Origin of the sequence: Chamaesiphon minutus PCC 6605 (assembly GCF_000317145.1) — a bacterium.
Classification (GTDB): domain Bacteria; phylum Cyanobacteriota; class Cyanobacteriia; order Cyanobacteriales; family Chamaesiphonaceae; genus Chamaesiphon; species Chamaesiphon minutus.
Genome location: NC_019697.1, coordinates 20,499 through 46,068, shown reverse-complemented (window position 1 = coordinate 46,068; position 25,570 = coordinate 20,499). Strand labels below are relative to the sequence as shown.

The 25,570-nt window shown below is 46.8% G+C and carries 22 protein-coding genes; 15 read left to right on the top strand and 7 right to left on the bottom strand.

Going from position 1 to position 25,570, the window contains the following annotated elements:
* Positions 1-48 precede the first annotated feature (48 nt).
* The 3 genes from CHA6605_RS00275 (at position 49) to hemE (ending at position 4,379) form a co-directional block, all read left to right on the top strand.
* Positions 49-1,662: a mucoidy inhibitor MuiA family protein gene (locus CHA6605_RS00275; RefSeq protein WP_015157544.1), complete on the top strand. Its 1,614-nt coding sequence runs from the start codon at positions 49-51 to the stop codon at positions 1,660-1,662.
* A gap of 215 nt (positions 1,663-1,877) precedes the next feature.
* The gene (locus CHA6605_RS00270; protein ID WP_015157543.1) at positions 1,878-2,168 is read left to right on the top strand and encodes a hypothetical protein; all 291 of its coding nucleotides are present in this window, start codon (positions 1,878-1,880) and stop codon (positions 2,166-2,168) included.
* Between the two features lie 1,158 nt (positions 2,169-3,326).
* Positions 3,327-4,379 carry a uroporphyrinogen decarboxylase gene (gene hemE / locus CHA6605_RS00265; RefSeq protein WP_015157541.1) on the top strand — a complete coding sequence of 351 codons (1,053 nt, stop codon included), beginning with the start codon at positions 3,327-3,329 and terminating at the stop codon, positions 4,377-4,379.
* Between the two features lie 227 nt (positions 4,380-4,606).
* Here the strand turns inward: hemE and CHA6605_RS00260 are convergent, their stop codons facing one another.
* From CHA6605_RS00260 to CHA6605_RS00250, 3 genes are all read right to left on the bottom strand, one after another.
* A complete protein-coding gene (locus CHA6605_RS00260) occupies positions 4,607-5,251 on the bottom strand; it encodes an RNA ligase family protein (RefSeq protein WP_015157540.1) in 645 nt (214 codons plus the stop codon).
* Positions 5,252-5,265: 14 nt separating this feature from the next.
* Positions 5,266-6,000, bottom strand: coding sequence for an EndoU domain-containing protein (locus CHA6605_RS00255; RefSeq protein ID WP_015157539.1), 735 nt, complete (start codon positions 5,998-6,000; stop codon positions 5,266-5,268).
* A gap of 102 nt (positions 6,001-6,102) precedes the next feature.
* A complete protein-coding gene (locus CHA6605_RS00250) occupies positions 6,103-6,444 on the bottom strand; it encodes a sll0565 family protein (protein ID WP_015157538.1) in 342 nt (113 codons plus the stop codon).
* A 62-nt stretch (positions 6,445-6,506) separates the two neighbouring features.
* On the opposite strand from CHA6605_RS00250, the gene CHA6605_RS00245 reads away from it, so the two are divergent.
* From CHA6605_RS00245 to CHA6605_RS00215, 7 genes are all read left to right on the top strand, one after another.
* Entirely contained in the window at positions 6,507-6,782 is a 276-nt protein-coding gene (locus CHA6605_RS00245) for a DUF6439 family protein (RefSeq protein WP_015157537.1), read from the top strand.
* A 541-nt stretch (positions 6,783-7,323) separates the two neighbouring features.
* Positions 7,324-9,051, top strand: coding sequence for a diflavin flavoprotein (locus CHA6605_RS00240; protein WP_015157536.1), 1,728 nt, complete (start codon positions 7,324-7,326; stop codon positions 9,049-9,051).
* A gap of 360 nt (positions 9,052-9,411) precedes the next feature.
* The gene (locus CHA6605_RS00235) at positions 9,412-9,849 is read left to right on the top strand and encodes a phosphate-starvation-inducible PsiE family protein (RefSeq protein ID WP_015157535.1); all 438 of its coding nucleotides are present in this window, start codon (positions 9,412-9,414) and stop codon (positions 9,847-9,849) included.
* A gap of 3 nt (positions 9,850-9,852) precedes the next feature.
* The gene (locus CHA6605_RS00230; RefSeq protein ID WP_015157534.1) at positions 9,853-10,260 is read left to right on the top strand and encodes a hypothetical protein; all 408 of its coding nucleotides are present in this window, start codon (positions 9,853-9,855) and stop codon (positions 10,258-10,260) included.
* Positions 10,261-10,848: 588 nt separating this feature from the next.
* Entirely contained in the window at positions 10,849-12,642 is a 1,794-nt protein-coding gene (locus CHA6605_RS00225) for a diflavin flavoprotein (protein ID WP_015157533.1), read from the top strand.
* Between the two features lie 145 nt (positions 12,643-12,787).
* Positions 12,788-13,093 carry a hypothetical protein gene (locus tag CHA6605_RS34840; protein ID WP_198288412.1) on the top strand — a complete coding sequence of 102 codons (306 nt, stop codon included), beginning with the start codon at positions 12,788-12,790 and terminating at the stop codon, positions 13,091-13,093.
* 221 nt (positions 13,094-13,314) lie between these two features.
* Positions 13,315-13,638, top strand: coding sequence for a hypothetical protein (locus tag CHA6605_RS00215; protein WP_015157531.1), 324 nt, complete (start codon positions 13,315-13,317; stop codon positions 13,636-13,638).
* 8 nt (positions 13,639-13,646) lie between these two features.
* On the opposite strand, the gene CHA6605_RS00210 is transcribed toward CHA6605_RS00215, so the two are convergent.
* Positions 13,647-14,210, bottom strand: coding sequence for a Uma2 family endonuclease (locus CHA6605_RS00210; protein ID WP_015157530.1), 564 nt, complete (start codon positions 14,208-14,210; stop codon positions 13,647-13,649).
* 254 nt (positions 14,211-14,464) lie between these two features.
* On the opposite strand from CHA6605_RS00210, the gene ftsH reads away from it, so the two are divergent.
* A complete protein-coding gene (ftsH, locus tag CHA6605_RS00205; RefSeq protein ID WP_015157529.1) occupies positions 14,465-16,198 on the top strand; it encodes an ATP-dependent zinc metalloprotease FtsH in 1,734 nt (577 codons plus the stop codon).
* A gap of 91 nt (positions 16,199-16,289) precedes the next feature.
* Here ftsH and CHA6605_RS31090 read toward each other — a convergent pair whose 3' ends face one another.
* Together CHA6605_RS31090 and CHA6605_RS00195 are read right to left on the bottom strand one after the other, a co-directional pair.
* Positions 16,290-17,921: a response regulator gene (locus CHA6605_RS31090; protein ID WP_015157528.1), complete on the bottom strand. Its 1,632-nt coding sequence runs from the start codon at positions 17,919-17,921 to the stop codon at positions 16,290-16,292.
* Between the two features lie 227 nt (positions 17,922-18,148).
* Positions 18,149-20,359 (bottom strand): ATP-binding protein, encoded by a 2,211-nt coding sequence (locus CHA6605_RS00195; RefSeq protein ID WP_015157527.1) that lies wholly within the window; start codon positions 20,357-20,359, stop codon positions 18,149-18,151.
* 263 nt (positions 20,360-20,622) lie between these two features.
* Between CHA6605_RS00195 and cobT the strand changes: the two genes are divergently transcribed.
* The 4 genes from cobT (at position 20,623) to CHA6605_RS00175 (ending at position 23,515) form a co-directional block, all read left to right on the top strand.
* A complete protein-coding gene (gene cobT, locus CHA6605_RS00190) occupies positions 20,623-21,723 on the top strand; it encodes a nicotinate mononucleotide-dependent phosphoribosyltransferase CobT (RefSeq protein ID WP_015157526.1) in 1,101 nt (366 codons plus the stop codon).
* Between the two features lie 227 nt (positions 21,724-21,950).
* Complete coding sequence (locus tag CHA6605_RS00185) at positions 21,951-22,367, top strand: hypothetical protein (protein ID WP_015157525.1); 417 nt, start codon at positions 21,951-21,953, stop codon at positions 22,365-22,367.
* Between the two features lie 48 nt (positions 22,368-22,415).
* Positions 22,416-22,880 (top strand): hypothetical protein, encoded by a 465-nt coding sequence (locus CHA6605_RS00180; protein WP_015157524.1) that lies wholly within the window; start codon positions 22,416-22,418, stop codon positions 22,878-22,880.
* A gap of 179 nt (positions 22,881-23,059) precedes the next feature.
* Positions 23,060-23,515 carry a hypothetical protein gene (locus CHA6605_RS00175; protein WP_015157523.1) on the top strand — a complete coding sequence of 152 codons (456 nt, stop codon included), beginning with the start codon at positions 23,060-23,062 and terminating at the stop codon, positions 23,513-23,515.
* 54 nt (positions 23,516-23,569) lie between these two features.
* Here CHA6605_RS00175 and CHA6605_RS31085 read toward each other — a convergent pair whose 3' ends face one another.
* Positions 23,570-25,444, bottom strand: coding sequence for a serine/threonine protein kinase (locus CHA6605_RS31085; protein WP_015157522.1), 1,875 nt, complete (start codon positions 25,442-25,444; stop codon positions 23,570-23,572).
* Positions 25,445-25,570: the final 126 nt, after the last annotated feature.

The following is a 25,570-nucleotide window of genomic DNA, read 5'->3' as shown; positions in this document are numbered from 1 at the left end:
TATATCAAGCCCAAAGATATTGCTGAAATTACCATTAATGTGCCGCTAATGATTAATAACCAAAATCTCCTCGATACCCAAATTGTGGCCGTAACCGTATATACAGATCGCGCTTTAGTCAATCGTCAAGGGCAAATTAGTTTGATGGGCACAGAGCGCGAATTGACGGTGAGCAACTTACCCACTACCCTCGATCCGGAATCCATTCGCGTTAGTGGTAAAGGTAGCGTGGGCGTCAAAATTCAAGGCGTCACTACCGATCGCCAATATACCACCGAACCCGTCGCCGATCGCATCGCCCAACTCACAGCTCAAATCGATAGGTTAGGAGCCGACAAACGTCGCATTCAATCGCAAATCGATACTCTCAAGCTCCAATCCAACTTCATCCAAGGCTTGCGTGAGAAAACTCAAGAATCATTCTCTCGCAGTCTGGCACGCCAGCAAATCGGGCTAGAAGACACCCAAAACTTCCTGGACTTCATAGGGACTAAAACCACCGAATACGCCGTTGCAGGGGAAGATTTGCGCCAGCAGCAGCAACAAATTGACAAGCAGCTTCAGAGCCTGCGACTCCAACTAGAGGAAGTCGAGACACCTTATAGCAAAGAGAGTTACGAAGTGACGATCTCCGTTGAGCCTGCTGGAGCTGGCGACTTTCAACTAGAATTGAGCTACGTAGTCGCTCGCGCGCATTGGACGCCACTTTACGATCTGCGCGTCCAAAGTACCAGTAAAACCATTCAACTTAATTATCTGGCCGAAATCGTCCAAACCACAGGCGAAGACTGGACGAATGTCAGTCTGATTCTCTCTACCGCCAAACCAGGATTGGGTACTCTACCGCCAAAATTAGACCCTTGGTATATCGACATCCCCGCACCGATAATGATGCGCCAAAGAAGTATCGCATCCAAATCAGCAGACATGATGGAAATCTCAGCGGCTGCGCCTGCACCGATGATGGCAACAATGTCTGCTTTCGAGCGAACTGAAGAACCGATCTATTTAGCCGAAACTGTCGTCGCGGAGGTATCTCAACAGGGGAGCGTGGTGACATTTCAACTCGGCGGTGGTGGCAATATTCCCAGCGATGGCAATCCGCACAAAGTGACGATTTTTAACGATAATTTTCCGTGTCAATTCGAGTATATTGCCATGCCGAGATTGGTGAGTTTTGCGTACTTACAAGCTAAAGCCAAAAATCGCGCCGACGGTGCGACATTATTACCAGGTAAGGCGAATATTTTCCGAGATGATGTGTTTGTCGGTACCAGCAATTTAGAAAATACCGCTCCGGGACAAGAATTCAAACTCAACTTAGGCATTGATGAAGGACTTAAAATCGATCGAGAGTTGAGCGAACGCCAAGTCGATAAAACTTTCCTGGCTGGCAATCGCCGGATTACATATGCTTATCGGCTCAGTGTGACTAATTTACTCAACACGCTTACTCATATCCAAATTAGCGATCTAATTCCCCACAGCCGCACCGAACAAATTAAAGTAAAAATACTCAAAATCTCGCCGCAGATTCAACCAGGAGAATTAGGGCGATTGGTGTGGGAACTCGATCTTCCAGTCAATCAAAAAACAGAAATTAACTATCAATTCTCGATCGAACATCCAGAAGGCGTGCGGGTGCAAGGTTTGGATATTTAGGGAAGGGGATGAGTGGATGGGTAATGGATAGTAAGTAATGGGTAATGGGTAAAAGAACAATGCTCTTTTCCCAACTCCCTATCTTGTCTTAACGCGCAACATCCCGGTTGCGAGCCGCAACTCCCCGCTCCCCGCCAATATAAAACAAAATGAATCCAAATAGATGTTGAGTACGTGTAGTCTGATAGACTTATCTCCAAATTCAGTACATCCTTATGAAATTAGCTTTCTTTCCCCGAGTCTGCTCGATCGTGACTGGTGTAGCCATCGCTATGGCTGGAATGACTTCACTCCAAGCTACGGCTTTAGATTCTACTACATCGCTCTCAGATCCTGGCCAAGCCAACGCATCTGCTCCGAAAATTGCTAACAATCATGTTAAAGGCATGAAAAAGTCTGCTAAAGGCATGAAAAAGCCTGGTATGCGGATGAAAAAACCTGGTATGAGCATGAAAAAACCTGGTATGAGCATGAAAAAATCTGGTATGGGCATGAAAAAACCGTAGATATTGAAAATGGGACGGCAAGATCGATCTTGCCATCCCATTCTTTAAGCGATCTTTGCGGTGGCGCGGCAATTTTCACCAAATTAAATAGCGGGTGGAATCGGATTGCTCAGTCCCGAAGAAAATGGCTAGGGAGTAGTTTTTAATTCCACGATTCTGAGATTGATGGTTACCGCTTCATTGCATAGCATGAAAATTTGGAAGTAGAAATCTGGCGATGATGAAGAGGTTATATATCGCCATTAATATCTAACAGTTTAACTGCTACTAAGTAGGTAGGCAGGATTAAAGTTAACTATATAACAGAATGTAAATTGCTATCGATCGATGTCAATCAACCGCTTGAGGGATTTACAATCGTTTACATAGCTGTGTTTTACAGCACCTACCTACTTATCAAAAATCGAATTGCAGTTTAAGTACTTCTACCGAAACGGTAAAAACGACTTTTGCAGGCAAGCTGACGACAACGATAGGGATAAATATTTATTAGTGATAAAAGTCGATCGAATTTATTCCGGTGAGCGCGACCGACTCGATCGGTTCCACATTTGGGGCATTTTTGAGCACTTGCTGATAGATTATTTATAACCATTTTCATAGCACCTAAATAGATAGAGGAGCGATACAGATAGAAGATCGATAGCCATAGCATACCCATCAGCATAAGTTCGCTAACACTTTATGAGATCGGAGACTTCGATTAGTGAAAAATATTTTCTCTAGCCAAATTTTCGTAGCACGAGTAATTGTAGCAGGTTGTGGTGTCATCAGCTATTTAGCTGAAATTTATTGTCGATCGGTTCAATTATTACGATCTCCGTCGGAGCTAAGTGAGTGTCAAACTGTGTAGGGATGGTCGATCTATGCGGCAATTGTGGCGATATGGAACTTGAAAGTCAGACGAAAATCGAAACCACTACATCTCAATGCTAGTCATTCAGACGCAATTACTAGGGTATTGCTGGCAAAGGAGATCGGATCGAGCCAATGAGGATCGATCGTCAAGATTGGCAACAGCTTCTAACACAAAGGGGTAGCTAGTTTGCTATTCTGGAGGTTATGTCTTTCGAGCTATGCTTGTGGATATAGGGTAGGAGCGGGTTTTATCCGCGCTTGCTACTGGCCACGCTATATAAAATAACCATAAATTAAAAAATGACAGAAATCGGTCAAGAACCACTATTATTGCGCGCCGCCAAAGGTGCCACACTCGATCGTCCGCCAGTCTGGATGATGCGCCAAGCGGGACGCTATATGAAAGTCTATCGGGATTTACGCGATAAATATCCTTCATTCCGCGATCGATCCGAAAAACCCGAACTGGCGATCGAAATTTCCCTCCAACCCTGGCGCGCTTTCGAGCCGGATGGCGTCATCATGTTCTCAGACATCCTCACGCCTCTCCCAGGCGTCGGCATCCCCTTCGATATCATCGAAAGTCGGGGGCCGATTATCGAACCAGCAATCCGCTCTCAAGCACAAATTGACGCCCTCCATCCCCTAAATCCCGAAGAGTCGCTGCCCTTTATTAAAGAAATCTTAGGCACCTTACGCCGCGAAGTGGGGAATAAATCTACAGTCTTGGGGTTCGTCGGCGCACCCTGGACGCTAGCAGCATACGCGATCGAAGGCAAAAGCTCTAAAGACTATGCCAACATCAAAGGGATGGCATTCCGCGAACCCCAGATGCTCCATAGTTTACTCGCTAAAATCGCTGACGCGATCGCCGTCTACGTCCGCTATCAAATCGATTGTGGTGCTCAAGTCGTCCAAATGTTCGATTCCTGGGCGGGACAACTCAGCCCCCAAGACTACGAAACCTTCGCCCTCCCCTATCAGCAACGCGTCGTCCGCCAAGTCAAGGAAACTCACCCCGATACGCCCCTAATCCTCTACATCAGCGGTAGCTCTGGCGTATTAGAACTAATGGGTAAATCTGGTGTCGATATCGTCAGCCTCGATTGGACGGTGGACATGGCAGTCGGACGCCAACGGATCGGGACTCATCTGGGCGTGCAAGGTAATATGGACCCTTGTGCATTGTATGGTTCTAAAGATTTCATCCGCGATCGGATCGTCGATACTGTCCGGAAGGCTGGCAAAACCGGACATATCATGAATCTCGGCCATGGTGTCTTACCCACAGTACCCGAAGAAAATGTCGCTCACTTCTTTGAAACTGCCAAGAATGTCGATAAGTTACTCTAACCTTTTAGAGTAGTATAAAGCTTAAATATCCTCTCTAACTTTCATAGGTTAGGGAGGATTTTTTCATCTTTATACTTGCTACTATCTTCAGTCGATACTGTGATATATGTATGTGTATCTTTGACTTGCAAGCAAAATAATTTGGAAAACTGCTGATGTGCTAAATCTTTAATAGTAATTTTTTGGTTTAAATCTCACTGACATCGCCTTCGGCTTAAAATATGTATTTACTCCCAATAATCTTCCCTCCGATCGGCAAAAGCTATTTTTAGTTTGGCTGAATAAGCATTTGTTTTAATTTTTGCCATCCATAAATCTTGGCCGCCTGTACCGCCTTTACAAATCACACCTTCATCGACTTGGTATTTACCAGATCGCACATCTTCGGTGAATTGTCCGGTTAATTTACCTCGATAAACTACTCTAGCGATCGAGAGATGTTGGAAGTCATCGACAAATTGAAACGGACTAATAAAGCCAAACTCTTCCAACCATACGTCAAATAGTCTTAGTTCCTTGGGATCTTCATGTCGATGCAATCCAGCGAAAGAATTAGCTCCTAAAAATTTCATGAAAACTTTAATTTCTCGAACATTTTGATACTGAGGACGATCGAGAAAAACTCGTTCTAAATCGCTGGCCCAATCGCGATCGAAGACGGCGGTACATTCGCTTAAATGTTGATGTTTAACTTGAAACTCTCCGATACCCGCAGCGGTTAAGTTAAACACATCGCGTCTGGTACCGAAAGCGTGCCAACCAAAATCTCGCGCCCAATCCCAATGCAGATTGGTACCGTCGTATTTTTCAAACGCGATACATTTGCCGTCGGGACAATTACGACTGTCGGGGATTTTGGGATAATATAACATCTTGAGGCGATCGACTAAGCAAGAGGCTCTATTGGTGTTACATCGGGATAAAAAGTAACGATCGCATTATCTTCTTTAACAAATACTGCTGGATAAGTATGTCCTGAATCGACATCGACAACGGCAACAGTATAAGTAGATCGAGGGCGATTCTTCTTTTTAAATGCTTGGGTAACAGCAATTAATAATTCTGCGGCATCGGTAACTAAAGCGTAACCATTACGACGATCGGCTAATAATTTATCGCCATGTTTAACTACTACCCCGATCGTATAAACAACCCCCGCGAGTGTTTCTTCTTGGTGTTGATTATTCGGCATTCTACCTGCTAATCCTTGCTCTTGCAGTTGCAGATAGCGTCCGACATAATGCATTCCTTTCAACTGTCCGCGTTCGATACTCCCACAAAAAATATGCTCGAAGCCATCACGTTTAAACCAGATCTCAGTTAGATCTTCGAGAAATTCTGTTTCGCTATTTCTCCCTACAAATATCTCACCATCTACAGCCTGCTGAATCCGCTGGAGTACTTCTGGATAAGCCTTCAATAATGCTTTAAAGTCTTCAGCAGCAGGGCGAGATCCTAAATTACCGCAAACTTGTAATACATCTCGATCGAATGGCGATAATTGCGGCGGTGGGGGCGTGATATCGACGGCAATTCCCTGGGGGACGTGATGAACTTCGGGATTGTCTGTCAGATCGAAAAATGGCTGTAAATGTTTTTTGCGCAGACGCGGTTTTTTCATTGATTTGGCTCGACTCGTTTGCACGCTAGCTCAATCCGATCGCGATCTCAGTATAGTCCGATTGCGATCGCCGATCGAGTGGAGAGCGATACAGTTGTAAGCCTATTTTCCCCAGGTAGATATAAACCAGCCGATGGCAATCCCCAATCCGCCAAATCTCACGGCTTGCCAAAAGGGTTCCCACAAATTTAATAGTCGGGATTCTAAAATTAGATCTAGTTGTTCTAATCGCGATTGAATTTGGGCGAGTTCTTGTTTGACGTCGGGATGTTTGCTGCCTTTATGTTTCAATTCATTGCGCTGGCGTTCTAAGACAACTTGCTCCCGCTCGGCTAATTCGATTTCTGCTTGACGCTGTTTGAGGGTGGCGATCGCTTGTTCTAGTTCGGCGATTTCGCGATCGAAGTCCATCGTTTCATCAACAGGGGTAGCATTCTGAGTCATGGTCGGCGATACAATTTGAATAGCGTTATTATTAATATGCCTAAATTCAGGTCATAAATCCCATGTCTTCTACTACAGACGATCTTACTACCTTAGAACTGGCTCAAGCTCTGGCGGAGCGGCTGCGCATTGCAGAGACTGATTGGCATCGGCTGAAGTCGAATCGGCGGGCGCGGGCGCGGGAGCAGGCGGCGGCGGGGTTGGTGTTTTTGTTGAAGGATAGTCCTGATGAGGCGGTGGCGAGGTTTGGGCAGGCGGTGGGGTGGTTGGATAAGTCGATTTCGGCTCCGCCTTGTCCGACGCATGGGGACAGAGATAAGTTGAAAGTTGAAAGCTGAAAGCTGAAAGTTGAAAGTTGAAAGTCCCCTCCTTGGAGGGGTGCCCGTAGGGCGGGGTGGGTAGATCTCCGCAGTAACTCAGATTCTATTCGATCGAGTTGGTGCTATTTTGACGGTAAATGAGCGGTAATTTCGGGTTCTTCTGGTGCTAGGAGAACCCGGATCTGGGGGAGGCTTCCCCCAGACCCCCCGTTGAGGGGCGGGACGCCGCCCCTCAAACTCCCCTGCGTATTTAGGTTATCTGTAACAAGTGGTGTATGGGGTCGGCACTTACTTTGTGGCTACGGGGTAGGGTTGGGCTAGTACTTAGTTTGGTGGGTTGGGCACGAAACCCTCCCCTACACTTAGCTTATGATGAGTTTCCATTTCTTAGTCTCCCCGTTCCCTCTTCTCCCCCTCTCCCCCTCTCCTCTCAAAGTTGAATTACCATTGATTAGTAGGAATTAAGCGATCGATTGTTTTTTTAATTAAAATTTACAAAAAGATCGTGTAACAATAGATTAATACGCCAAATAATTTTAAAATTAACAGGTAAGTTACAATGGTAGTACTAGCCGATAAAATCCAAAAACGCCTGACGATGCAGGTTGAAGAGATTGCTGCGGATACGACGGCAATTCGATCGCTCGATTGGGATCGCGATCGGTTTGATATCGAGTTTGCGTTGGAGAATGGGACTACTTATAATTCTTTTCTGATTCGGGGCGAAAAGATTGCGTTGGTCGATACTTCACATGCTAAGTTTCGTCAGATTTATTTAGATACTTTGTTAGGACTAATCGATCCTGCGGAGATCGATTATTTGGTTGTCAGCCACACGGAGCCAGATCATAGCGGTTTGATTAAGGACTTATTGCAACTGAATCCGAACATTATCGTCGTCGGTGCGAAGGTGGCGATGCAGTTTTTAGATGGGCTGATCCATCAACCTTACAAGCAGATGATGGTCAAAAATGGCGATCGATTGGACTTGGGTAAGGGACATGAATTAGAATTTGTCTCGGCACCGAATCTACATTGGCCGGATACGATTCTCACTTACGACCATCAGACCCAAACTCTATTTACTTGCGATGTATTTGGGATGCACTATTGCGACGATCGTACCTTTGATGACGATCTGGCGATTCTTGATGCTGATTATAAGACTTATTATGATTGCTTGATGGGGCCAAATGCTCGATCGGTACTAGCAGCAATTAAGCGGATGGGCGATTTACCTGCAATTGCCACGATCGCGACCGGACATGGGCCATTATTAAAATACAACATCACCGAACTCGTCGGACGGTATCGAGACTGGAGTCAAACTCAGGCCAAAGCCACTACTACTGCCGTTATATTTTACATTGGTGAGTATGGGTATGGGGATTTAATTGCCAACTCGATCGGGCAAGGGATTTCTAAAACAGGCGTAGGTGTCGAACTCATCGATTTACGCGAATCCGACCCTCACGAAGTTCGCGAATTGGTAGATATCGCCACAGGTGTCGTCATCGGGATGCCACCCCAATCCGGTGCAGATGCTACTCAGACTCAAGCGTTGGTAAGTACGATCTTGGCAGCAGTTAACGCCAAACAAACCTTCGGTTTATTTGAATCTGGCGGTGGCGATGACGAATCCGTCTATCTACTAAGAAATAAATTGCGGGAAGTTGGCGTGCGGGAAGCCTTCGAGCCAATTCGGGTCGAAACTAGTCCTAGCGAGAATACCTACCAGCTTTGTGAGGAAGCCGGAACGGATTTGGGACAATGGTTGACACGCGATCGTAGTATCAAGCAGATGAAATCTCTCGATAACGATCTCGACAAAGCCTTGGGGCGCATCAGCGGCGGACTGTACATCATCACCGCCAAACGCGGCGAAGCCACCAGTGCGATGCTTGCCTCGTGGGTCGCCCAAGCCAGTGTCGAACCGCCTGGAATCTCGATCGCAGTTGCCAAAGACCGCGCGATCGAATCCTTAATGCACGTCGGCGATCGGTTCGTGCTAAATATCTTAGAAGAGGGCAACTATCAGCCCCTGATGAAACACTTCCTCAAACGATTTCCGCCTGGAGCCGATCGATTTGCCAATATCAAGGTTTACCCCGCCTCCAACGGTTGTCCCATCTTGGCGGACTCGCTAGCCTACTTAGAATGCGAAGTCGTCAGCCGCATGGAAGGCGACGATCACTGGATCGTCTACAGCACCGTGGATATCGGACGAGTAGCCAAAACCGATTCGCTCACAGCAGTCCACCATCGCAAAGTAGGCAACCACTATTGATTTTGGATTTTGGATTGCGGATTGCACGTTCGGATCTGTAGGGGTGGGTTTATACAATTGGCTACAACGTAGCTATAAACCTAATTTAAACCCGCCCAACCCCACCAGCAATCTAGAGAGAAGAAATTTCCTTATCTGTCTGTGAGTTTTAAAAAGAAAAATCCCCTCCCTGGAGCGATGCGCGCTCGTCGGGTTCCCCGACGGTTTAGCGCATCAAGACAGGGGTGCCCGTAGGGCGGGGTGGGTAGATCTTCGCGGCACCCAATATTTGAGGAGTGACGATGAAGAATTTACCTGTTGATGTTAGTCCAGTGAAGATGAATGTCAAAATTGGATCTGACTAACATTTGAGGTAATGGCATGGAACGACAAGTCAAAGATCGCGCTACCTCTCAACCGATTTGGATCGATCGAGTCGTCCTGGTGCTAGAAGCAGTGCAAGACTTCATCATCATTTCCCTGTGCGTCGGCTTGTTTTCAGTGATGGTATTGCAACTGAGGGCAATGTTTCTATCGCTGCTCCCGCCCCTAAACTTTCAAGTAGTCACCGCCGATATTCTATTCGTACTGATCCTCGTCGAACTATTCCGGCTGCTGATTATTTATCTCCAAGAACAACGAGTCTCAATTGCCGTCGCGATCGAAGTTGCAATTGTCTCTGTCCTCCGCGAAGTCATCGTCAAAGGTGTACTCGAAATCCCTTGGACTCAAACTTTATCTGCATGTGCTTTTCTGCTAGTGATGGGGATTCTGTTGGTGATTCGGATCTGGGCAAGATCGATCGGCGAGCAAACATAAAGTATGGGATTATTTCACAAAGAGAATGTATTCTTGGATAATTTAATCGCCATTCTCCTCCTTTGTGGAATATGGTCGATATTTTTATTGGTGTTATGGCTTGGCACTGGGTATACTGATTTTTCGTGTTTCCGTTCTTTGGAGGGAGTTGAGTGTAATTTGAATCGAACATATCAACTTTCACAATCTTCTGAAATTAAAATATATAATCCGATAGCTGTAGATATAGAGGATTACAAAGATCCGGATACTGGCACCCCTTTTGTAAAAGCAGTTATTAGAGCTAAGGATGTTTCATCAAAAGTCAATATTTATTCTGGATACAATTTTAAAGAAGTTTATGCTGTTGCCAAAGAGATAAATGATTTTCTGCTTTCATCGAATGCACCGTCATTTCACAAGAGATTTTAAAGTTGAGATTTTATGGATGAGTTGCGAAGATCTACCCACCCCACTGGTCGGGTCACCCGACCAGAAGCCCTACGGGCACCCCTGTCTTGTCGGTTTTTTTATTCGGAGGGAACCTCCGTTGGCGAAGCCTCTCCGATAGGAGATATAAAACCGCCGCTCCGAGGAGGGGATTTTCAAGCCAGATGTAGGTTGGGTTGAAGCCCGCGAAACCCAACTACAAATTTATCTCTCGATCGATCTCGATTGTGCTCAGGCGCAGTCTGCGCCTAACGGCAGGCTATCGCCAATGCCAACGATCGCCCAATACTAGCCATCTAAAGTCCAAGCACTAATGCGAAGCGCGCTACGCTACTCACTATTTAATCCTTACGCAGGGGAGTTTGAGGGGCGGCGTCCCGCCCCTCAACGGGGGGTCTGGGGGTCGGAACCCCCAGATCCGGGTTCTGCCCACACAAACAACCTTCGCAACCCACAAATATCGATCGCCTACCCATTCCGCAACCCACAAACAATCTCCATCCGTACCCCCACCAGAAAACCCCGAAACCCACAAATATCGATCGCCTACCGCTCCCCAACCCACACATCATGACACCAACCAAACCCCGCGACGTCCAAATCGCCCAAATCGCCCCCAACACCACCGTCCTCCGCTCCCGCACCTGGGAACGCCTCAAATTTGAAATCGAATACGCCCGTCAAAAAGGCACCACCGCCAACTCCTACCTAATCGAAGCCGACTCCATCGCCCTGATCGATCCCCCAGGCGAATCCTTCACCGACATCTTCCTCGAAGAACTCGGACAACACGCCTACTACCAACGGTTGAAATACATCATCCTCAGCCACATCAATCCCAACCGGATCGCCACCCTCAAACGCCTCCTCGAAGCCGCTCCCTACGCCACCATCATCTGCTCTAAAGCAGGCGTAAACACCCTGAGATCGGTACTTGCCAACCAATCCTTCGATCTCCCCTCCCCCCGCGAAGACGAAGCCAACGACTTGGGCATCGAATTTGGCACCAACCAAACCCTCAAAGTCCACGTCGTCCGCGACGAAGAAACCCTCGATCTGGGGAACGGACACGTCCTGCAATTCCGCTTCGTCCCCACCCCCCGCCACCCCGACGCGCTCTGTACATTCGATCGAGGTACCGGAATTCTATATACAGATAAACTCTTCGGCTCCCACGTTTGCGACGATGCCGTCTTCGACGAACATTGGAAAACCCTCGCCGACGATCGCAAGTATTATTTCGATTGTCTCTACGCCGCCCAATCGACCCAGGTAGAGGCGATCCTCACGAAAATAGCCGAATTCCCCACCCGCATCTACGCACCCGCTCACGGCTCGATCGTCCGCCACAGCCGCAGCGTTTTGACACTCGATTATCAAAGCTGGTGCGAACAGCAGCAAAAGAAAGATCTCAGCGTCGCACTCCTATATACATCCGCTTACGGCAATACCGCCACCCTCGCCAGAGCGATCGAAAAAGGGATTACTCAATCGGGAGTCAAGGTTCGATCGATCGATTGTGAATTTACCGAACTCGAAGAAATTACCGACGCAGTTCAAGCCTGCGACGGCTTCATAATTGGCTCTCCTACGCTCGCGGGACACCCACCCACCCAAATCCAAACCGCCCTCGGTATCGTGCTTTCTACCGCCAACCAGACTAAAGTAGCAGGCGTATTTGGTTCATATGGCTGGAGTGGCGAAGCCGTCGATCTGATTGCCAGCAAATTGCAAGATGTCGGCTACCCCCAAGGATTTGAACCGATCCGCGTTAAATTTGCCCCCACAGAAGAGACGCTCGAGCAATGCGAAGCCGCTGGAGTCGAATTTGCCAAAGTACTAAATAAAGCCAAAAAAGTTCGCGCACCCAGACAGATAAGTGTAGACGGGCAAACCGATCGTACCGGACGCGCGATCGGTCGCGTAACTGGCTCTCTGTGCGTTATTACGGCTAATAATGGTAATAAGCCAGTTGGCTTGATGTCGTCGCGAGTATCACAAGCAGGATTCAGTCCACCAGCAATTACGATCGCGGTTGCCAAAGATCGGGAGTTGGAATGTTTAGCCAATCCGGGTGAAAAATGCGTCGTGAATATTCTCAAAGAAGGTAATACTAATCTCCAACGTCATTTTCTCAAACCACCCACGCCCGGTACAGATCGATTTGCCGATCTAGAAACAACACTTGCGGACAATGGTTGTATCGTTCTTACTGAAGCTCTTTCTTATCTAGAATGTACTGTCAAAAATCGAATGGATTGTGGCGATCGATGGTTGCTTTATGCAGTAGTTGATAATGGCAAAGTATTAGAATTAACTGGTGTTACAGCAATCGATCGACGTCAAGCAAGCAACCAATATTAAGACCGATAGTTTAATAATCTGTAGGGGCATCCCCTTGTGGGTGCCCTGTTATTACGTAGCCGATCTGTCTGGTTATCCCCTTGTGGGTGCCCTGTTGGTGCGGAGCCAAGATGATAGTACAATAGAATTTTATCGATTTAATCAGATGTCAGAGGAAAGATTAGAACGGATCGAAAATCAACTCAGCCAAGTTATCCAAGCGGTTGGGGTGATGCAGCAGAACATGATGGCGATGCAACAGAATATGACGGCGATGCAAAATCGGATGGATAGTATGGAGGGGACGCTGCTAACTACGATGACAGGTGGGTTCAACTCACTCCAGAACTATATCATCGATCTCGATACCGATTTGGCTCAGAACGAGCGCAAAACTGAAGATAATGCCAGAAACAATCGCAGATTAAATCAACGGTTGATGAGATTAGAAAACCGTAATGATGATTTTTAATGTCGATTTTCTCATCTGCTGAGGTTATAGAATTGGTGGTCAAATAAGAACAAGCTCCGCTCTCGTATTGTTATTAAAAACTTGCCCACCCTACGCCTAAGCCGCTTACACTAGCTTTATGCAGCGGGTTCGATCGACTGTCACAGGATGTTTACGATCGATCTAAAATGGGTATTCTCTGTGTATGACCACAAATATCGGGTAACACTCGGAGAAACTATATGGAACGCTATCAACCTTGCCCAAACTGCGCTTCAGAAAAAGCCGAACTAATTAGCTTTACTTGGTGGGGGGGAATAGTCGGGCCAAAAATGTTTACTCATGTAAAATGTACCCAATGCGGTACTACTTACAACGGCAAAACTGGCAAATCGAATCAAACTGCGATCGCTATTTATGTAGGTGTATCGACGGTATTCGCGATTGTTGTCGTCACAGCACTTACGCCATCGCGTCAGCAGAACAATCCAGCTACTTCTTCCGGTTCCAGCCACAATTTAGATCTAGTTGCGATCGCTCGATCGCTAATAATCGATCGAGTGTAACAAAATTATTATTCTGCCAACCAATCGAATATTTCACTGATAGATAGTTGCAATCCTGCGGTAAATGTTGGCAATAGTAACTGTTGATTTGTATTGTCAAAAATTTCGACTTCCTGTTTTGGTTGGTAGACAAACACTGTTTGCTCGTCTGGATCTATCAACCAACCCATTTGTGTCCCATATTTGAGGCAGTGCATAATATTTTTGACTACCTTTGTTTGCCCTTGGTCTGGAGATAAGATTTCAATCGTCCAATCGGGAGCAATCGAGAAAACATTAGCCACCGTACCATCAGGATTTCGGGGAATTCGATCCCACAGCATCACAGATATATCGGGTACTGTAGATCGATCTCCAAATGTACAACGTAGTTCGGGAAAAGCTCTGGCTATTTTTTTATCCCTTAACGGTCGGTCGATGGCAAATGTCAACTCCCGTTGAATAATGCTGTGCTTTCCTTGAGGCATGGGTTTTTGATAAATCGATCCATCGACGAACTCATTGGCAGGTTTTATTTCTGGTAGTGCTAAAAACTCTGCTAAGGTTATTTGCTTGCTAACCGCTTGAATCATAGTCTTGTCTTAGCCATAGATAGGTAGACTATTATATTTTACAGTAGCGATCTGTTTTACCCAAGTAATTGCAAGTAAATACTAGCAGTGTGGTTTACCGTCAGATTTGGAGTAGCACCACGACTTATGTTGGTTTGGGCGATCGACTAATCTTGAAACATCGGAAAAGTTAGAACTATTCAGTCGAATAGTCGCTCGCTTAACTGTTATCTAGATTTGGTATCACGCTCCATCTACTCTATAAGTATCAAACGATGGCAACTATTCCCCAACAGGCTTACGGTGACTTTCTCGCAGCAGTTAAAACCAACCGAGTCAAACAGGTAACTATTAGCCCTAAGCGGATTGAGTATACAGTTAGTAACGAAAACAGTGAAGAAACTTACTTTACTATTCCAGATCTTTTAGCTGAGAGTTTGCCAGATTTATTGCAAGCTAATGGTGTGGAATATACCGTTCAAAGTCCACCGTCCGATTCTTGGTTGGGTACCTTACTTGCTGTTGTTTTACCGCCATTAGTTGCTGTTGGTGCGGGAGCTTTGCTGCTTAAATATACCGAAGGTAGCGGTGGCGTGATGGGTGTTGGTAAAAGTAAAGCGCGAACTTATGCACAAGGAAAAACTGGCGTTAAATTTGCCGATGTTGCTGGTGTCGATGAAGCAAAACAAGAACTCCAAGAGGTTGTTGACTTCCTTAAAAATAGCGACAAATACACGCGCCTCGGAGCCAAAATTCCTAAAGGTGTATTACTAGTCGGCCCTCCTGGTACGGGCAAAACTTTACTCGCCAAAGCTGTGGCGGGTGAAGCGGGGGTGCCGTTCTTTAGCATGTCTGGTTCGGAATTTGTGGAGTTGTACGTCGGCGTGGGTGCGTCGCGGGTACGAGATTTGTTCGACAAAGCCAAGCGTCAGGCTCCCTGTATTATCTTTATTGACGAGCTAGATGCGATCGGTAAATCGCGTGGCAATGGTATGAATCCCAGCGGTGGAAATGACGAGCGCGAACAGACGCTCAATCAATTACTCACGGAAATGGATGGCTTCGATGGGAATAATGGGGTAATTCTGATTGCCGCCACAAATCGCCCTGAAGTCCTCGATCCGGCTTTGCGCCGTCCGGGTCGTTTCGACCGACAAGTAGTTGTTGACAGACCGGATCGATCGGGTAGAGTGGAGATTCTCACCGTCCATGCTAATAATGTCAAGTTGGGCGAAGATGTAGATTTGGAATTATTGGCGACGCGGACTTCTGGTTTGACGGGTGCGGATTTGGCAAATTTGGTCAATGAAGCAGCTCTGATGGCGGCGCGAAATAATCGTCAGGCGATTTTGATGGCAGATTTCGATCTGGCGTTCGAGCGGGTATTAGTCGGCTTGGAAAAACGATCGCGGGTACTAAACCCGATCGAGCGGCAAACGGTGGCTTATCATGAAGTCGGACACGCTCTGGTGGGTGCGTTGATGCCGGGACGGGGTAAGGTAGAGAAGATCTCGATCGTGCCGCGTGGCGTAGGTGCGCTGGGTTATACGTTGCAGATGCCGGATGAAGATCGGTTCCTGATGATGGAAGACGAAATTCGCGGTCAAATTGCGACGCTGCTAGGCGGGCGTGCGGCAGAACTATTAGTGTTCGGGAAGGTGTCTACAGGTGCCAGCGATGATATCCAAAAAGCCACTATTCTGGCTGAAAAAGCGATTACTCTGTATGGGATGAGCGATACTTTAGGGCCGATCGCGTTTGCCAATAGCCAGTCGCAATTCTCAGACGGCGATACCAATACTCGTCGCGCTGTCAGTGGCGATGTGGCGATCGAAATCGATCGACTGATTAAAGAAACGATCGATCGTGCCTACAACATGGCCGTTGCCATTTTAAAACACAATCGTGAGTTATTAGAGTCTACCACACAAATTCTACTCGATCGCGAAATCCTCGACGGCGATTCTCTCAAAGCAATCCTCAGCCAAGTCAAGTCACCAGAAGGGTAGAGGGGTGGATGGGTGGATGGGTAACGATCGGAGAGTTGAAAGTTGCATATTTACTACTGCTCGCTATCCACTATCCACTATCCACTATCCACTACACCAAACTACTATTCAGCTCGAGTGCGAGATCTATTTTTCGGACTAGATCGATCGGGAGAAAGGGTTTAGAGATAACTTCCATAACGCCGAGTTCGGTTAGCAGTTCTTTGTCTGGTAAATAGCGATTTGCAGTCAATAAAATGACGGGAATGAGTTTAGTGCTGGTGTTGGCGCGGAGCCGTCGCAAAAAAGCTAAGCCATCCATTTCTGGCATCATTACATCCAAGACGATCGCATCGGGATGGTTGAGGCAAATCCGATCGAGTCCTTCTTGTCCCGATGACACGGTGAGCACATCCCAACCTTTAAGTTTATGGAGACACATCGAGACAACTTCGCGGATATTGCGATCGTCGTCAATCACTAAAACTCGTTTAGCAACATTAATTTTATCTTCATCAGCAGCAATCACCTGAGCAGATCTAACAATGCGTTCGACTGCTTTAGGTGCTGGTTTTTTCTCCAAATATTTATCGATTGTTTTTACGATTGATTGAGGTTCGATTGGTTTGCTCAAAAATCCATTAGCCCCAACAAATTTTGTGCGTACTCGATCGATCAAGCCATCATTTCCAGTCAAAATAATAATTGGAACGTTGACTAAAGAAGGCGTTTTGCGAATTTGTTCGCAAACTTCGTAACCATTCATTACTGGCATCACCAAATCCAGGAAAATTAGATCGGGTTTATTTTTGATCAGACTGGGAATAATTTTGATTGGATCTTGGACGCCAAAGGATCTATATCCATGTGCTACGATAATTTTTTCTAAATTTTTATAGACTGAGAGGCTATCATCGACGCAAGCAATTAATGGAATTTTGCGATCTGTTTGATTGGTAAATTGGGTAACTGGTACAGAAATTTCGACGCGATCTAGTTCGGAAAAAAGCTTGCTACCTACTTCATCTCTACACTCGGCTGTAGATTTTTTGATTAGAGATAGAGTAATTAAACCTGAGTCAATCGAGGTTAATAGTAGTTTAGCTACATCGATAAGTTTTTGCTGATGATGAATGGCTAAACTGCGCAATGACTTACTACCATCGATCGATGAAAGCAAGAATTGTAACTTTTTATTATCTTTAAAGTCCGCAGCTTTGACCGATCTTTGGAGAATTGGAAATAGACTCGGCGCGTACTTAGTCAATCCATTTTTTTCCCACTCTTGCCATGCTTGGATAGTCTTACTAAGAATTGGTTGAATCTCTAGTAATGGTAAGACTGACTTGATTTGAGTGTTTTTATCACTAATGGGAATAAACCGATAAGACAGCCGATCTCCTTTATGCTGACTAAATTGAATGATGTCGAATAAAACTTCTTCGATCGCGCATTCTTGAGCAATTTTATTAGCATTTAAAAATATTTCCTGCCGATCGGTCGATTTAACCAATCGATCGATCGGCATATTCAGTGAAGCTAGGGCAAGATTTCGATCCCAACGATCGATCGCATCGATCCCCCCACTAATGCCAGCTAACCTCCCGGATGAAAAACACAACATCCAGCTCGGTATATCGGCTACTTGAATTACGAGATTACCACTTAAAGCATTAGCTTTAATATTATTAAATTCAGAGATTGAGTCTCTGAATCTGAATGTTTTTTGATTGTTAATGCTCATAATTATTAATACATACTGACAATGAGTGTGGACTCTAATTTTTAGATATTTTAGAAAATTTATTCAGTCGAGTTTTTAGGTCGAGAGGTTTATTTGGAAATAATTGGAAGTTTATAGTTAAGATGGGGAACTCTCCATTCGAGCGTCTTTATTTCCTTTGCGAGGGTAGGCAGATATTCGCTAGCGTAGCCTCTGTTTTGGAGAATCGCTTAACAAAGGATATGTACCTATACAGTACCCTGCTGCAATGCGTTTTTATGTATCGGCTGCGGTAGATCGAAGAAAAACGTACTACCTTTACCCCAATCGCTTTCTACCCAGATCTGCCCTTGATGTTGCTCGACGATCGATCTGCAAATTGCTAATCCCAAACCCGTACCGCCTTTATCTCTAGAATCAGATGAATCCACCTGCTGAAAGCGATGGAAAATGGTTTCGAGTTTGTCCGCTGGAATACCTCGCCCACAATCTTTAATCGCAAAGCGAATCTGACGTGAGGGAGCCGTAATCGGACGCACTGAGTCAAATCGTGTCGAACGATCTGAGATTGGCTCGTCGATCTCGCGCATCTCGATCGAGACACTGCTATTTGGCGGCGAAAATTTGATGGCATTACCGAGCAGATTTGTCAAAGTCTGGACGATCCGATCGGGTGCCACCCAAATCTGGCTCGGCGGGCAATCTTTGACCAAATCGACTCCCGCCGCTGCTGCCGAGCCAGTCATCACATCGATCGCGCGTTGAATCAGGCTGGGAGCGTCGCACCATTCTTGCTCTAGTGACTTACTCTCTGCATCTAATTTGTCTAGATCGAGGATATTATTTACCAACCGCACCAGACGTTCGGTTTCGTTCGAGGCAATCTCGATCATCTGCTTCATTTGCTCTGGTTCGTCATCCATCAAACCCATTGCCAATAGCCCCAATGCGCCCTGCATCGAAGTTAGCGGCGTGCGGAGTTCGTGACTGACAATGCCGATAAATTCATCTTTGAGTGCTTCTACCGACTGACGTTGCTCTATTTGCGTATTGAGCAGTTGCAATGTCATTTCGGCTTGCTTGCGTTGTGTCAATTCAGTTTGAGCTTGGGCAAATAATTTGGCTTGTTGAATGGCGATACTGACTTGACTGGCGAGCTGTTTGACTAGCTCGATCTCGGAAGTCAGCCACGAACGCGGTGCAGAGCAGTGGTGGGCAATCAGTAACCCCCATAACTTATCTCCTTTAAAGATCGGTACTACTAGATTGGCACGTATTTGCAGACTTTCTAACAGTTGAATGTGCAGATCGTCGAGATCTGCATTGTAGATGTCGGCATTGGCAATGATGCAACCTTGCTGAAAATGGGCGATCGCCGATTCGCCACAAGGATGATAGACTCGATCTGTCGTGAGGATGCCACTCCATTCGGTACCCACCGATTCGACGATGGCTTTACCGCTCCAATCGGGTAAAAATTTATAAACTAGTACGCGTTCGATTTGCAAAAACTGTTGAACTTCATCGACAGTCGTTTGCAGAATTTCCTCTAAATCGAGCGATTGCCGAATGCGTACCGTCATATCTAGTACCAGACGTTGTTGCTCCAATTGAGTTTGTAATAATTGTTGTGCTTGCTGTCGCTCGTCGATATTGACGACGGTACCGATCGTGCGAATCGGTTGCCCAGCATCATTAAAATAAGCCTCGCCCCGCGTCTCGATCCAATGAGCGTTACCATCTGGCCAAATAATCCGAAATTGATGGCACAAGCTAGTATGCGTCTCGATCGATTTTACGACATGTTCGTGTAGGCTACTGCGATCGTCCGGATGAATGCACCGATCGAATGTTTCGTAGGTACCATCGAACCCACCCAGCGCGAAGCCAAATAACTCCTCATGTTCGCGGTTCCAGTGGATCTGTCCCGTCAGCAGATCCCAGTCCCAAATCCCCATCCGCGCCGATGCTAACGCCAAGCGGAGTTGCTCCTCTTTCTGATTCAAAACTTTCAGATGTCGCTTGTTTTGCATCTTCAGCTCGGCGACTTGACGCAGGAGTTCGCCCTGCTTGATTGCATTATGTAAGGATAATCGTAAATTTTCCGTCGTTACTGCTGCTTTACTCAGATACTGTTGAGCACCACATTCGATCGCCAAGTTAGCCAAATTCTCTTTCTCATACTCTGTCAGCAGCACCACCGGGAGATCGGGTTTTTTGATTTGCTGCTGTAAAGCTTGCAGAAATTCCAACCCATTCATATCTGGGAGAACATAATCGAGCAAAATAGCATCGGGTTGAGCGATCCGATATTGTCTCAATCCCTCTGTGCCAGTCTCTGTCTCCAGAATGATGTAGTTGTAGCGATTGTCTTGACTCAAATATTCCCGCAATTTACTGCGATATGTCAGGGAGTCTTCCACAATTAGAATTGTCCGCGATCGATCGTTCGTGTCCATTTTCTGCTAACTATGTCTAAAAACTGATGTGTCGATATCTATCCGATCGATTGCGCCAAGTACGTTACACCGAGCAAAAATTAGAATCGATACTAGGTTTATAATGCCCAAAAGTAACGACATTGACTCAGGCGATCCCACTATCGATCGATCTGGGGATCGCTAAAAAAATCCCCTCCTGGGAAGGGATTTTTTCGAGGGAGGCATCTACTATAATGTCTAAAACTACAGTGCTCGTTCGCTTCATCGATCGTTAATAACCAATGATTCAGATTCATACCCAACCATTACAAGCTCAACAGTGGTTGGAGCGGTATCGAGGTAAATTACCAGTATTTGCGTGCGTGTTAGGGTTTACACATACATGTCTGATTCCAGGGATTTCGGCTGCGGGTAAGACACCAGAAGATCGGCAGTATACGGCGATCGCGGATGCGGAATTTTTGGCGCGGGGGGCGCGACTCCAGCCAGATTACCCATTACCCCCACTGATTGCGGGTGCATCGCCTGTATATATCTCGCGGGCGATCGTCGCCGCTTTAGATTTACCCACATATATCCTCAATGCTGGGTTGCCGATACCGCCAACTGTGCCCCATGCAGATTTGGGTGGAATGCCTGCGGCATGTTTGACAACAGGTGCAGCCTTGTCGCTGGCGACTGTGGAGCACCTCTATCGACAGGGTTGTGTCTGGGGTGAAAAATTGATGACGATCGTGGGTAACCATAGCTACATAATTATCGGGGAATGCGTTGTCGGCGGGACTACTACCGCGCTGAGTTTACTAGCGGGTTTGGGTATCGATGCGATGGGCAAAGTCAATAGCTCTCACCCGGTGTGCAATCATCAACAGAAACAGGAAATAGTCGATCGCGGATTAGCGCGCTTAAAGTTACCGCTTTCCCCTTGGGAACTAGTAGCCGCCATCGGCGATCCGATGCAAATTGTCGTAGCGGGGATGGCGATCGCTGCCAGTCGCAACTGTGGTGTATTACTCGCTGGAGGCACGCAAATGCTGGCTGTAGCAGCTCTAATTCAGGCGATCGGGGTAGATCTAGGTATCGAAATCGACACCCGTCAGATCGTCGTCGGGACGACTGATTGGGTAGCTACCGATCGATCTGGCGATACTGTGGCACTAGCACGAGCGATTCCCCAAATTCCCCTGATCTCGACGAGTCTTAGTTTTACCGACTCCAAATATCTACAGTTGCAAGTATACGAGCGCGGGTTTGTCAAAGAAGGTGTCGGTGCAGGGGGACTGGCGATCGCAGCCAGTTTGTATCGAGATTGGGGACAGGTAGAATTATTAAACTCGATCGAGCAATTATTAGCCGAAAGTTTAGCCTTGAATAGGCGTTAGGCTTTAGGTGTTAGGCTTTAGGCTTTAGGTGTTAGGTTTTAGGCTTTAGGTGTTAGGTTTTAGGCTTTAGGCTTTAGGCTTTAGGTGTTAGGTTTGAGGTTTGAGGTTTGAGGCTTGAGGTTTCAGGCAATATTTGCGAAATCCTACTCGGCAAAATTGTATCGATCCTGGCTGGCGTCAGCCGTAGGTAGGCACATCGCTCTAATTTCTCACCATAATTTGCTCGTATGAAAACTAAGTTTTTGTTGATGTTCCTCGCGCTGAGCGGACTTTGCTGGAGTGCGAATAGTGCGTCGGTAACAACAATTGCACCGATAACCGATCGTCAGAATGCTAATCTCAGTCAAACTATGGCTGAATTAATCGGTTTCGATCGAGATACTTATAGTTTGGTAGAAATGGCTATCGATCGCGCTTTAATCGCGCAGCAAGTTAACGAGGTTCCCCTGCCTCAAATTCGGACTGCTGGCGTGCCAGTTGCCACTCCGCCAGATGCACGCCAGAACGATAAAAAGCCACTAATTGGCGGTAAATGGGCCCCTCCAACCGAGCGCAAAATCGGTCAAATTAAAAATCAGAAAACCACGCCCGATCGCTCCCATCCGGCTGGCGGCATCAAAGTTAAGCAAAATAATCGTCACTGACTTTTTTAGCTATTTTCACTTTTCCGAAATGACGATTGCGGAACTTGTATGAATATTTACATTCCTCTATCCTTTGGTTCTGTGATGAAAACTAAATTTTTATTAGCCTTATTAACACTGACTGGGTTACTTTTGGGTGCAAACAGTGCGTTTGCCGCCACAGGCTCTACCCCCGAAAATAGCCAGCAGATTACCAATCTCAGCCGGACTATTGCTAAATCGATCGATCTCGATGGCAATTATGACAATTTAATTGAGTTGGCAATTAATCGCGCACTACTTGCCAAAGGCGAGACAGAAAGCATTGCGGTTGGCGAACCCAATGGGCCAATTGTGAATGGTATTGTTGTCAAGCCCACTCGACCGATTATTAACGGTCGATTTGTTAATCCCAAAGGGCCAATTATTAATGGCAGAATCGAAAATCCTAACGGGCCAATTATTAATGGCAAAATTGCCAACCCCAACAAAGGACCAATTATTAACGGCATCATTGTCAACCCTAATCGCTAATAATTAGCGCGTAACTTCAGTCTTCAACGATGTCAATTAAGCTTGCTACCCATTTTAAAAACAATGGTGACATATAGGTTGATAGATTCCCCATATACTAAGGTTTCCCTAATCCTGTCTTGTCTCGCTCAATCTGGAGGGAACCTCCAGAGCGCGAGCCGCATAATCCAAAATCCAAAATGGTATTAGATCGTCAGTCAACTAAAGCGTCAAAATCCCTGATGTGTCCCAGTGCGGATGCCGAAATGTCTGGTAGTGTAATTTTTGGCATCGTCGTCGGTACGCCTGAAGAACCTCATGTAGTTCATCTCGATCGAGTCAAACCCATTCCTCCAGAGTTACTAGCTCTCGATGCGCCCGTAAAACCTGCCGAAATGTTTCGGATTGCCGCTACCTGTATCGAAAATGGTTGTGCGCATTTTGATGGTGCAAAATGTCGCCTCACTGCCCGCATTGTCGATGGTTTACCTACTGTAACCGATCGCCTCCCCGCCTGTGCCATTCGCGCAACCTGTCGCTGGTGGTACCAAGAAGGTGCCGCTGCCTGTCTGCGCTGTCAGCAAGTAGTTCGCGACAATTACGTCGCGTCCGAGGAGTTGATTGACGCGATCGATCCCTCGGTTTATGAGGATTGAGTTAAGTTGCCAGCGTTCTAACCCCGCTGTGGGGCTTAAGTTGAGATCGGTAACCTAGACCTTTTTCCATTCTTCAATATAAGCTTGGGCTTTTTTAAAGATTGGACTCTGACTGGAGATTTTTTTGGCTGCTGCAATCGCCTCAGTTAATTTACCTCGATTAGCTAACTTAATTGCCTCAGACAAGCGAGCTGCGTCTGCACCGATCGCTCGAGCTGTGGCATAATCAGGACTACTTTGGGAGACTTGGCTAGCAGAATCGATCGCCGATTGCAAACTAATTTCATCCCCTGCTTGAATTTTACGCTCGTCTAGCGATTTAATCGCCACAGCCAATCGCTCGGCTGTGGCAGTATTGTCTTGATTAGCGGGTGCAGTTGGTGGCGATGACTCGGTGGGAGAGCCTGCTGGATTTGTCACTACTGGAGCGGGTCGAGATTGTGTCAATATATATATTCCGCCGATTAAGGTCAATCCCACCACAGAACCGATCGCGAGTTTTAGACCAGAAGTTTTATGCTGGGCGGGTTCCACCGACGATCGCATTTCAGCAGCGGTTGGTGTCTGGGGATTGCTAGGTGGCACTGACGGATGGGGTTGCGCCTGTGTCTTGCCCTCTACGACTGGCGGTGTAAATGGGGGCGCGCTCTGGTTCGAGATTGCTGCTACGGGCGAACCGCTCGGTTGAGGCGAAATCGGTTGCGCGATCGTTTCTGCAAGGTTGGCACTCGGTATTGGTTGAGGCGTTGGCGTAGACGAACCGCTCGGCTGGGGCGAAATCGGTTGCGCGATCGTTTCTGCAAGGTTGGCACTCAGTGCTGGTTCTACAGGCGATGCCGCTCGCCGAATCGTTTCCAATTGGGATGGGATGATGAGAGGATTAATCGCTGTTGGTGCCGAAAGTGGTGGTGGCGAAATCGCGTTGGCGATCGTTTCATCATTATTAGCAGCGGGCGTAGCTTCCGGGCGGGGTCGAACGATCGTCTGTTCTTCTTCTATAGTGGGAGTATTTAGGGTCGCTTGGAGAGCGAGATTAAATTCGGCTACCGAGGCAAACCGGAGATCGGGATTTTTTTCTAGACAACGGCGGGTTACGGCTTCCAGACTAGCTGGCAATCGATCGCAACCGGGCTGCGATCGCAAGGCAATCGGTTGCTCGGAGGTATGCGCGATAATCCACGATGCCTCACTCATCGGGCGTGATTGAATATTAAAACCAAAGGGATCGGCACCACTGAGCATTTCGTAGAGAATTACGCCCAGACTGTAAATATCCGATCTGGCGTCTAGCTCCCGATCTCCCATCATTTGTTCTGGGGAAGCATAGCGTAATGTCCCCAAAAAAGTATGCGTCAGCGTTTGATTTTGACGATCTTTATAGCGAATTTTGGCAATGCCAAAGTCCACAATTTTGACCCATTCTCCTAAATCTGTCGGTTGCAGAAAAATATTATCCGGCTTGAGATCGCGATGAATCACCGCCTCAATGTGCTCTCCCTCCGGTAAATTCACCCCTTGATGCGCTTGGAGCAGTCCATTACACACTTGACTGACGATCTTTGCCGTGCGATCGAGTGACAGTCGCGGCTCGGCACGTAATAATTCGCCTAAAGTAATCCCGCGCAGATATTCCATTACATAGAACGGATAGCCTTCTGGCGTGACTCCAGAATCCATAATCTTGACGATATGATCGTTGTGGAGTGCCGCACAAATCGCGATCTCATGCTCGAATCGCTGGATCATTTCTGGCGATTCTACCAGGTTATCTTTAAGCAGCTTCAATGCCACCTGCTGACCGACACGAGTATCGGTTGCCAAAAAAACGTCTCCCATCCCGCCTCCGCCTAAGCGTCGATCCAGACGATACCGCTGGTTATCGCCGAGCGATCGACCGAGCCAGGGATTGGAGTGAGAAGGAGAACTCATAAGCAGAAAGCTAATCAGAACTGAGGAATTAGAATTGGATCGAATATCTGAATATGTAACACCAATTATCGAATAAAACCTGCCATCGGTAACACATTAATCAGATCGGGATTTGAGGATTAAAGG

What these genes read in the sequence shown, in the direction of transcription:
- CHA6605_RS00275 (WP_015157544.1), top strand. Translation starts at nt 49, where the DNA reads ATGATTAATAACCAAAATCTCCTCGATACCCAAATTGTGGCCGTAACC.
- CHA6605_RS00270 (WP_015157543.1), top strand. Translation starts at nt 1,878, where the DNA reads ATGAAATTAGCTTTCTTTCCCCGAGTCTGCTCGATCGTGACTGGTGTA.
- hemE (WP_015157541.1), top strand. Translation starts at nt 3,327, where the DNA reads ATGACAGAAATCGGTCAAGAACCACTATTATTGCGCGCCGCCAAAGGT.
- CHA6605_RS00260 (WP_015157540.1), bottom strand. Translation starts at nt 5,251, where the DNA reads ATGTTATATTATCCCAAAATCCCCGACAGTCGTAATTGTCCCGACGGC.
- CHA6605_RS00255 (WP_015157539.1), bottom strand. Translation starts at nt 6,000, where the DNA reads ATGAAAAAACCGCGTCTGCGCAAAAAACATTTACAGCCATTTTTCGAT.
- CHA6605_RS00250 (WP_015157538.1), bottom strand. Translation starts at nt 6,444, where the DNA reads ATGACTCAGAATGCTACCCCTGTTGATGAAACGATGGACTTCGATCGC.
- CHA6605_RS00245 (WP_015157537.1), top strand. Translation starts at nt 6,507, where the DNA reads ATGTCTTCTACTACAGACGATCTTACTACCTTAGAACTGGCTCAAGCT.
- CHA6605_RS00240 (WP_015157536.1), top strand. Translation starts at nt 7,324, where the DNA reads ATGGTAGTACTAGCCGATAAAATCCAAAAACGCCTGACGATGCAGGTT.
- CHA6605_RS00235 (WP_015157535.1), top strand. Translation starts at nt 9,412, where the DNA reads ATGGAACGACAAGTCAAAGATCGCGCTACCTCTCAACCGATTTGGATC.
- CHA6605_RS00230 (WP_015157534.1), top strand. Translation starts at nt 9,853, where the DNA reads ATGGGATTATTTCACAAAGAGAATGTATTCTTGGATAATTTAATCGCC.
- CHA6605_RS00225 (WP_015157533.1), top strand. Translation starts at nt 10,849, where the DNA reads ATGACACCAACCAAACCCCGCGACGTCCAAATCGCCCAAATCGCCCCC.
- CHA6605_RS34840 (WP_198288412.1), top strand. Translation starts at nt 12,788, where the DNA reads ATGTCAGAGGAAAGATTAGAACGGATCGAAAATCAACTCAGCCAAGTT.
- CHA6605_RS00215 (WP_015157531.1), top strand. Translation starts at nt 13,315, where the DNA reads ATGGAACGCTATCAACCTTGCCCAAACTGCGCTTCAGAAAAAGCCGAA.
- CHA6605_RS00210 (WP_015157530.1), bottom strand. Translation starts at nt 14,210, where the DNA reads ATGATTCAAGCGGTTAGCAAGCAAATAACCTTAGCAGAGTTTTTAGCA.
- ftsH (WP_015157529.1), top strand. Translation starts at nt 14,465, where the DNA reads ATGGCAACTATTCCCCAACAGGCTTACGGTGACTTTCTCGCAGCAGTT.
- CHA6605_RS31090 (WP_015157528.1), bottom strand. Translation starts at nt 17,921, where the DNA reads ATGAGCATTAACAATCAAAAAACATTCAGATTCAGAGACTCAATCTCT.
- CHA6605_RS00195 (WP_015157527.1), bottom strand. Translation starts at nt 20,359, where the DNA reads ATGGACACGAACGATCGATCGCGGACAATTCTAATTGTGGAAGACTCC.
- cobT (WP_015157526.1), top strand. Translation starts at nt 20,623, where the DNA reads ATGATTCAGATTCATACCCAACCATTACAAGCTCAACAGTGGTTGGAG.
- CHA6605_RS00185 (WP_015157525.1), top strand. Translation starts at nt 21,951, where the DNA reads ATGAAAACTAAGTTTTTGTTGATGTTCCTCGCGCTGAGCGGACTTTGC.
- CHA6605_RS00180 (WP_015157524.1), top strand. Translation starts at nt 22,416, where the DNA reads ATGAATATTTACATTCCTCTATCCTTTGGTTCTGTGATGAAAACTAAA.
- CHA6605_RS00175 (WP_015157523.1), top strand. Translation starts at nt 23,060, where the DNA reads ATGGTATTAGATCGTCAGTCAACTAAAGCGTCAAAATCCCTGATGTGT.
- CHA6605_RS31085 (WP_015157522.1), bottom strand. Translation starts at nt 25,444, where the DNA reads ATGAGTTCTCCTTCTCACTCCAATCCCTGGCTCGGTCGATCGCTCGGC.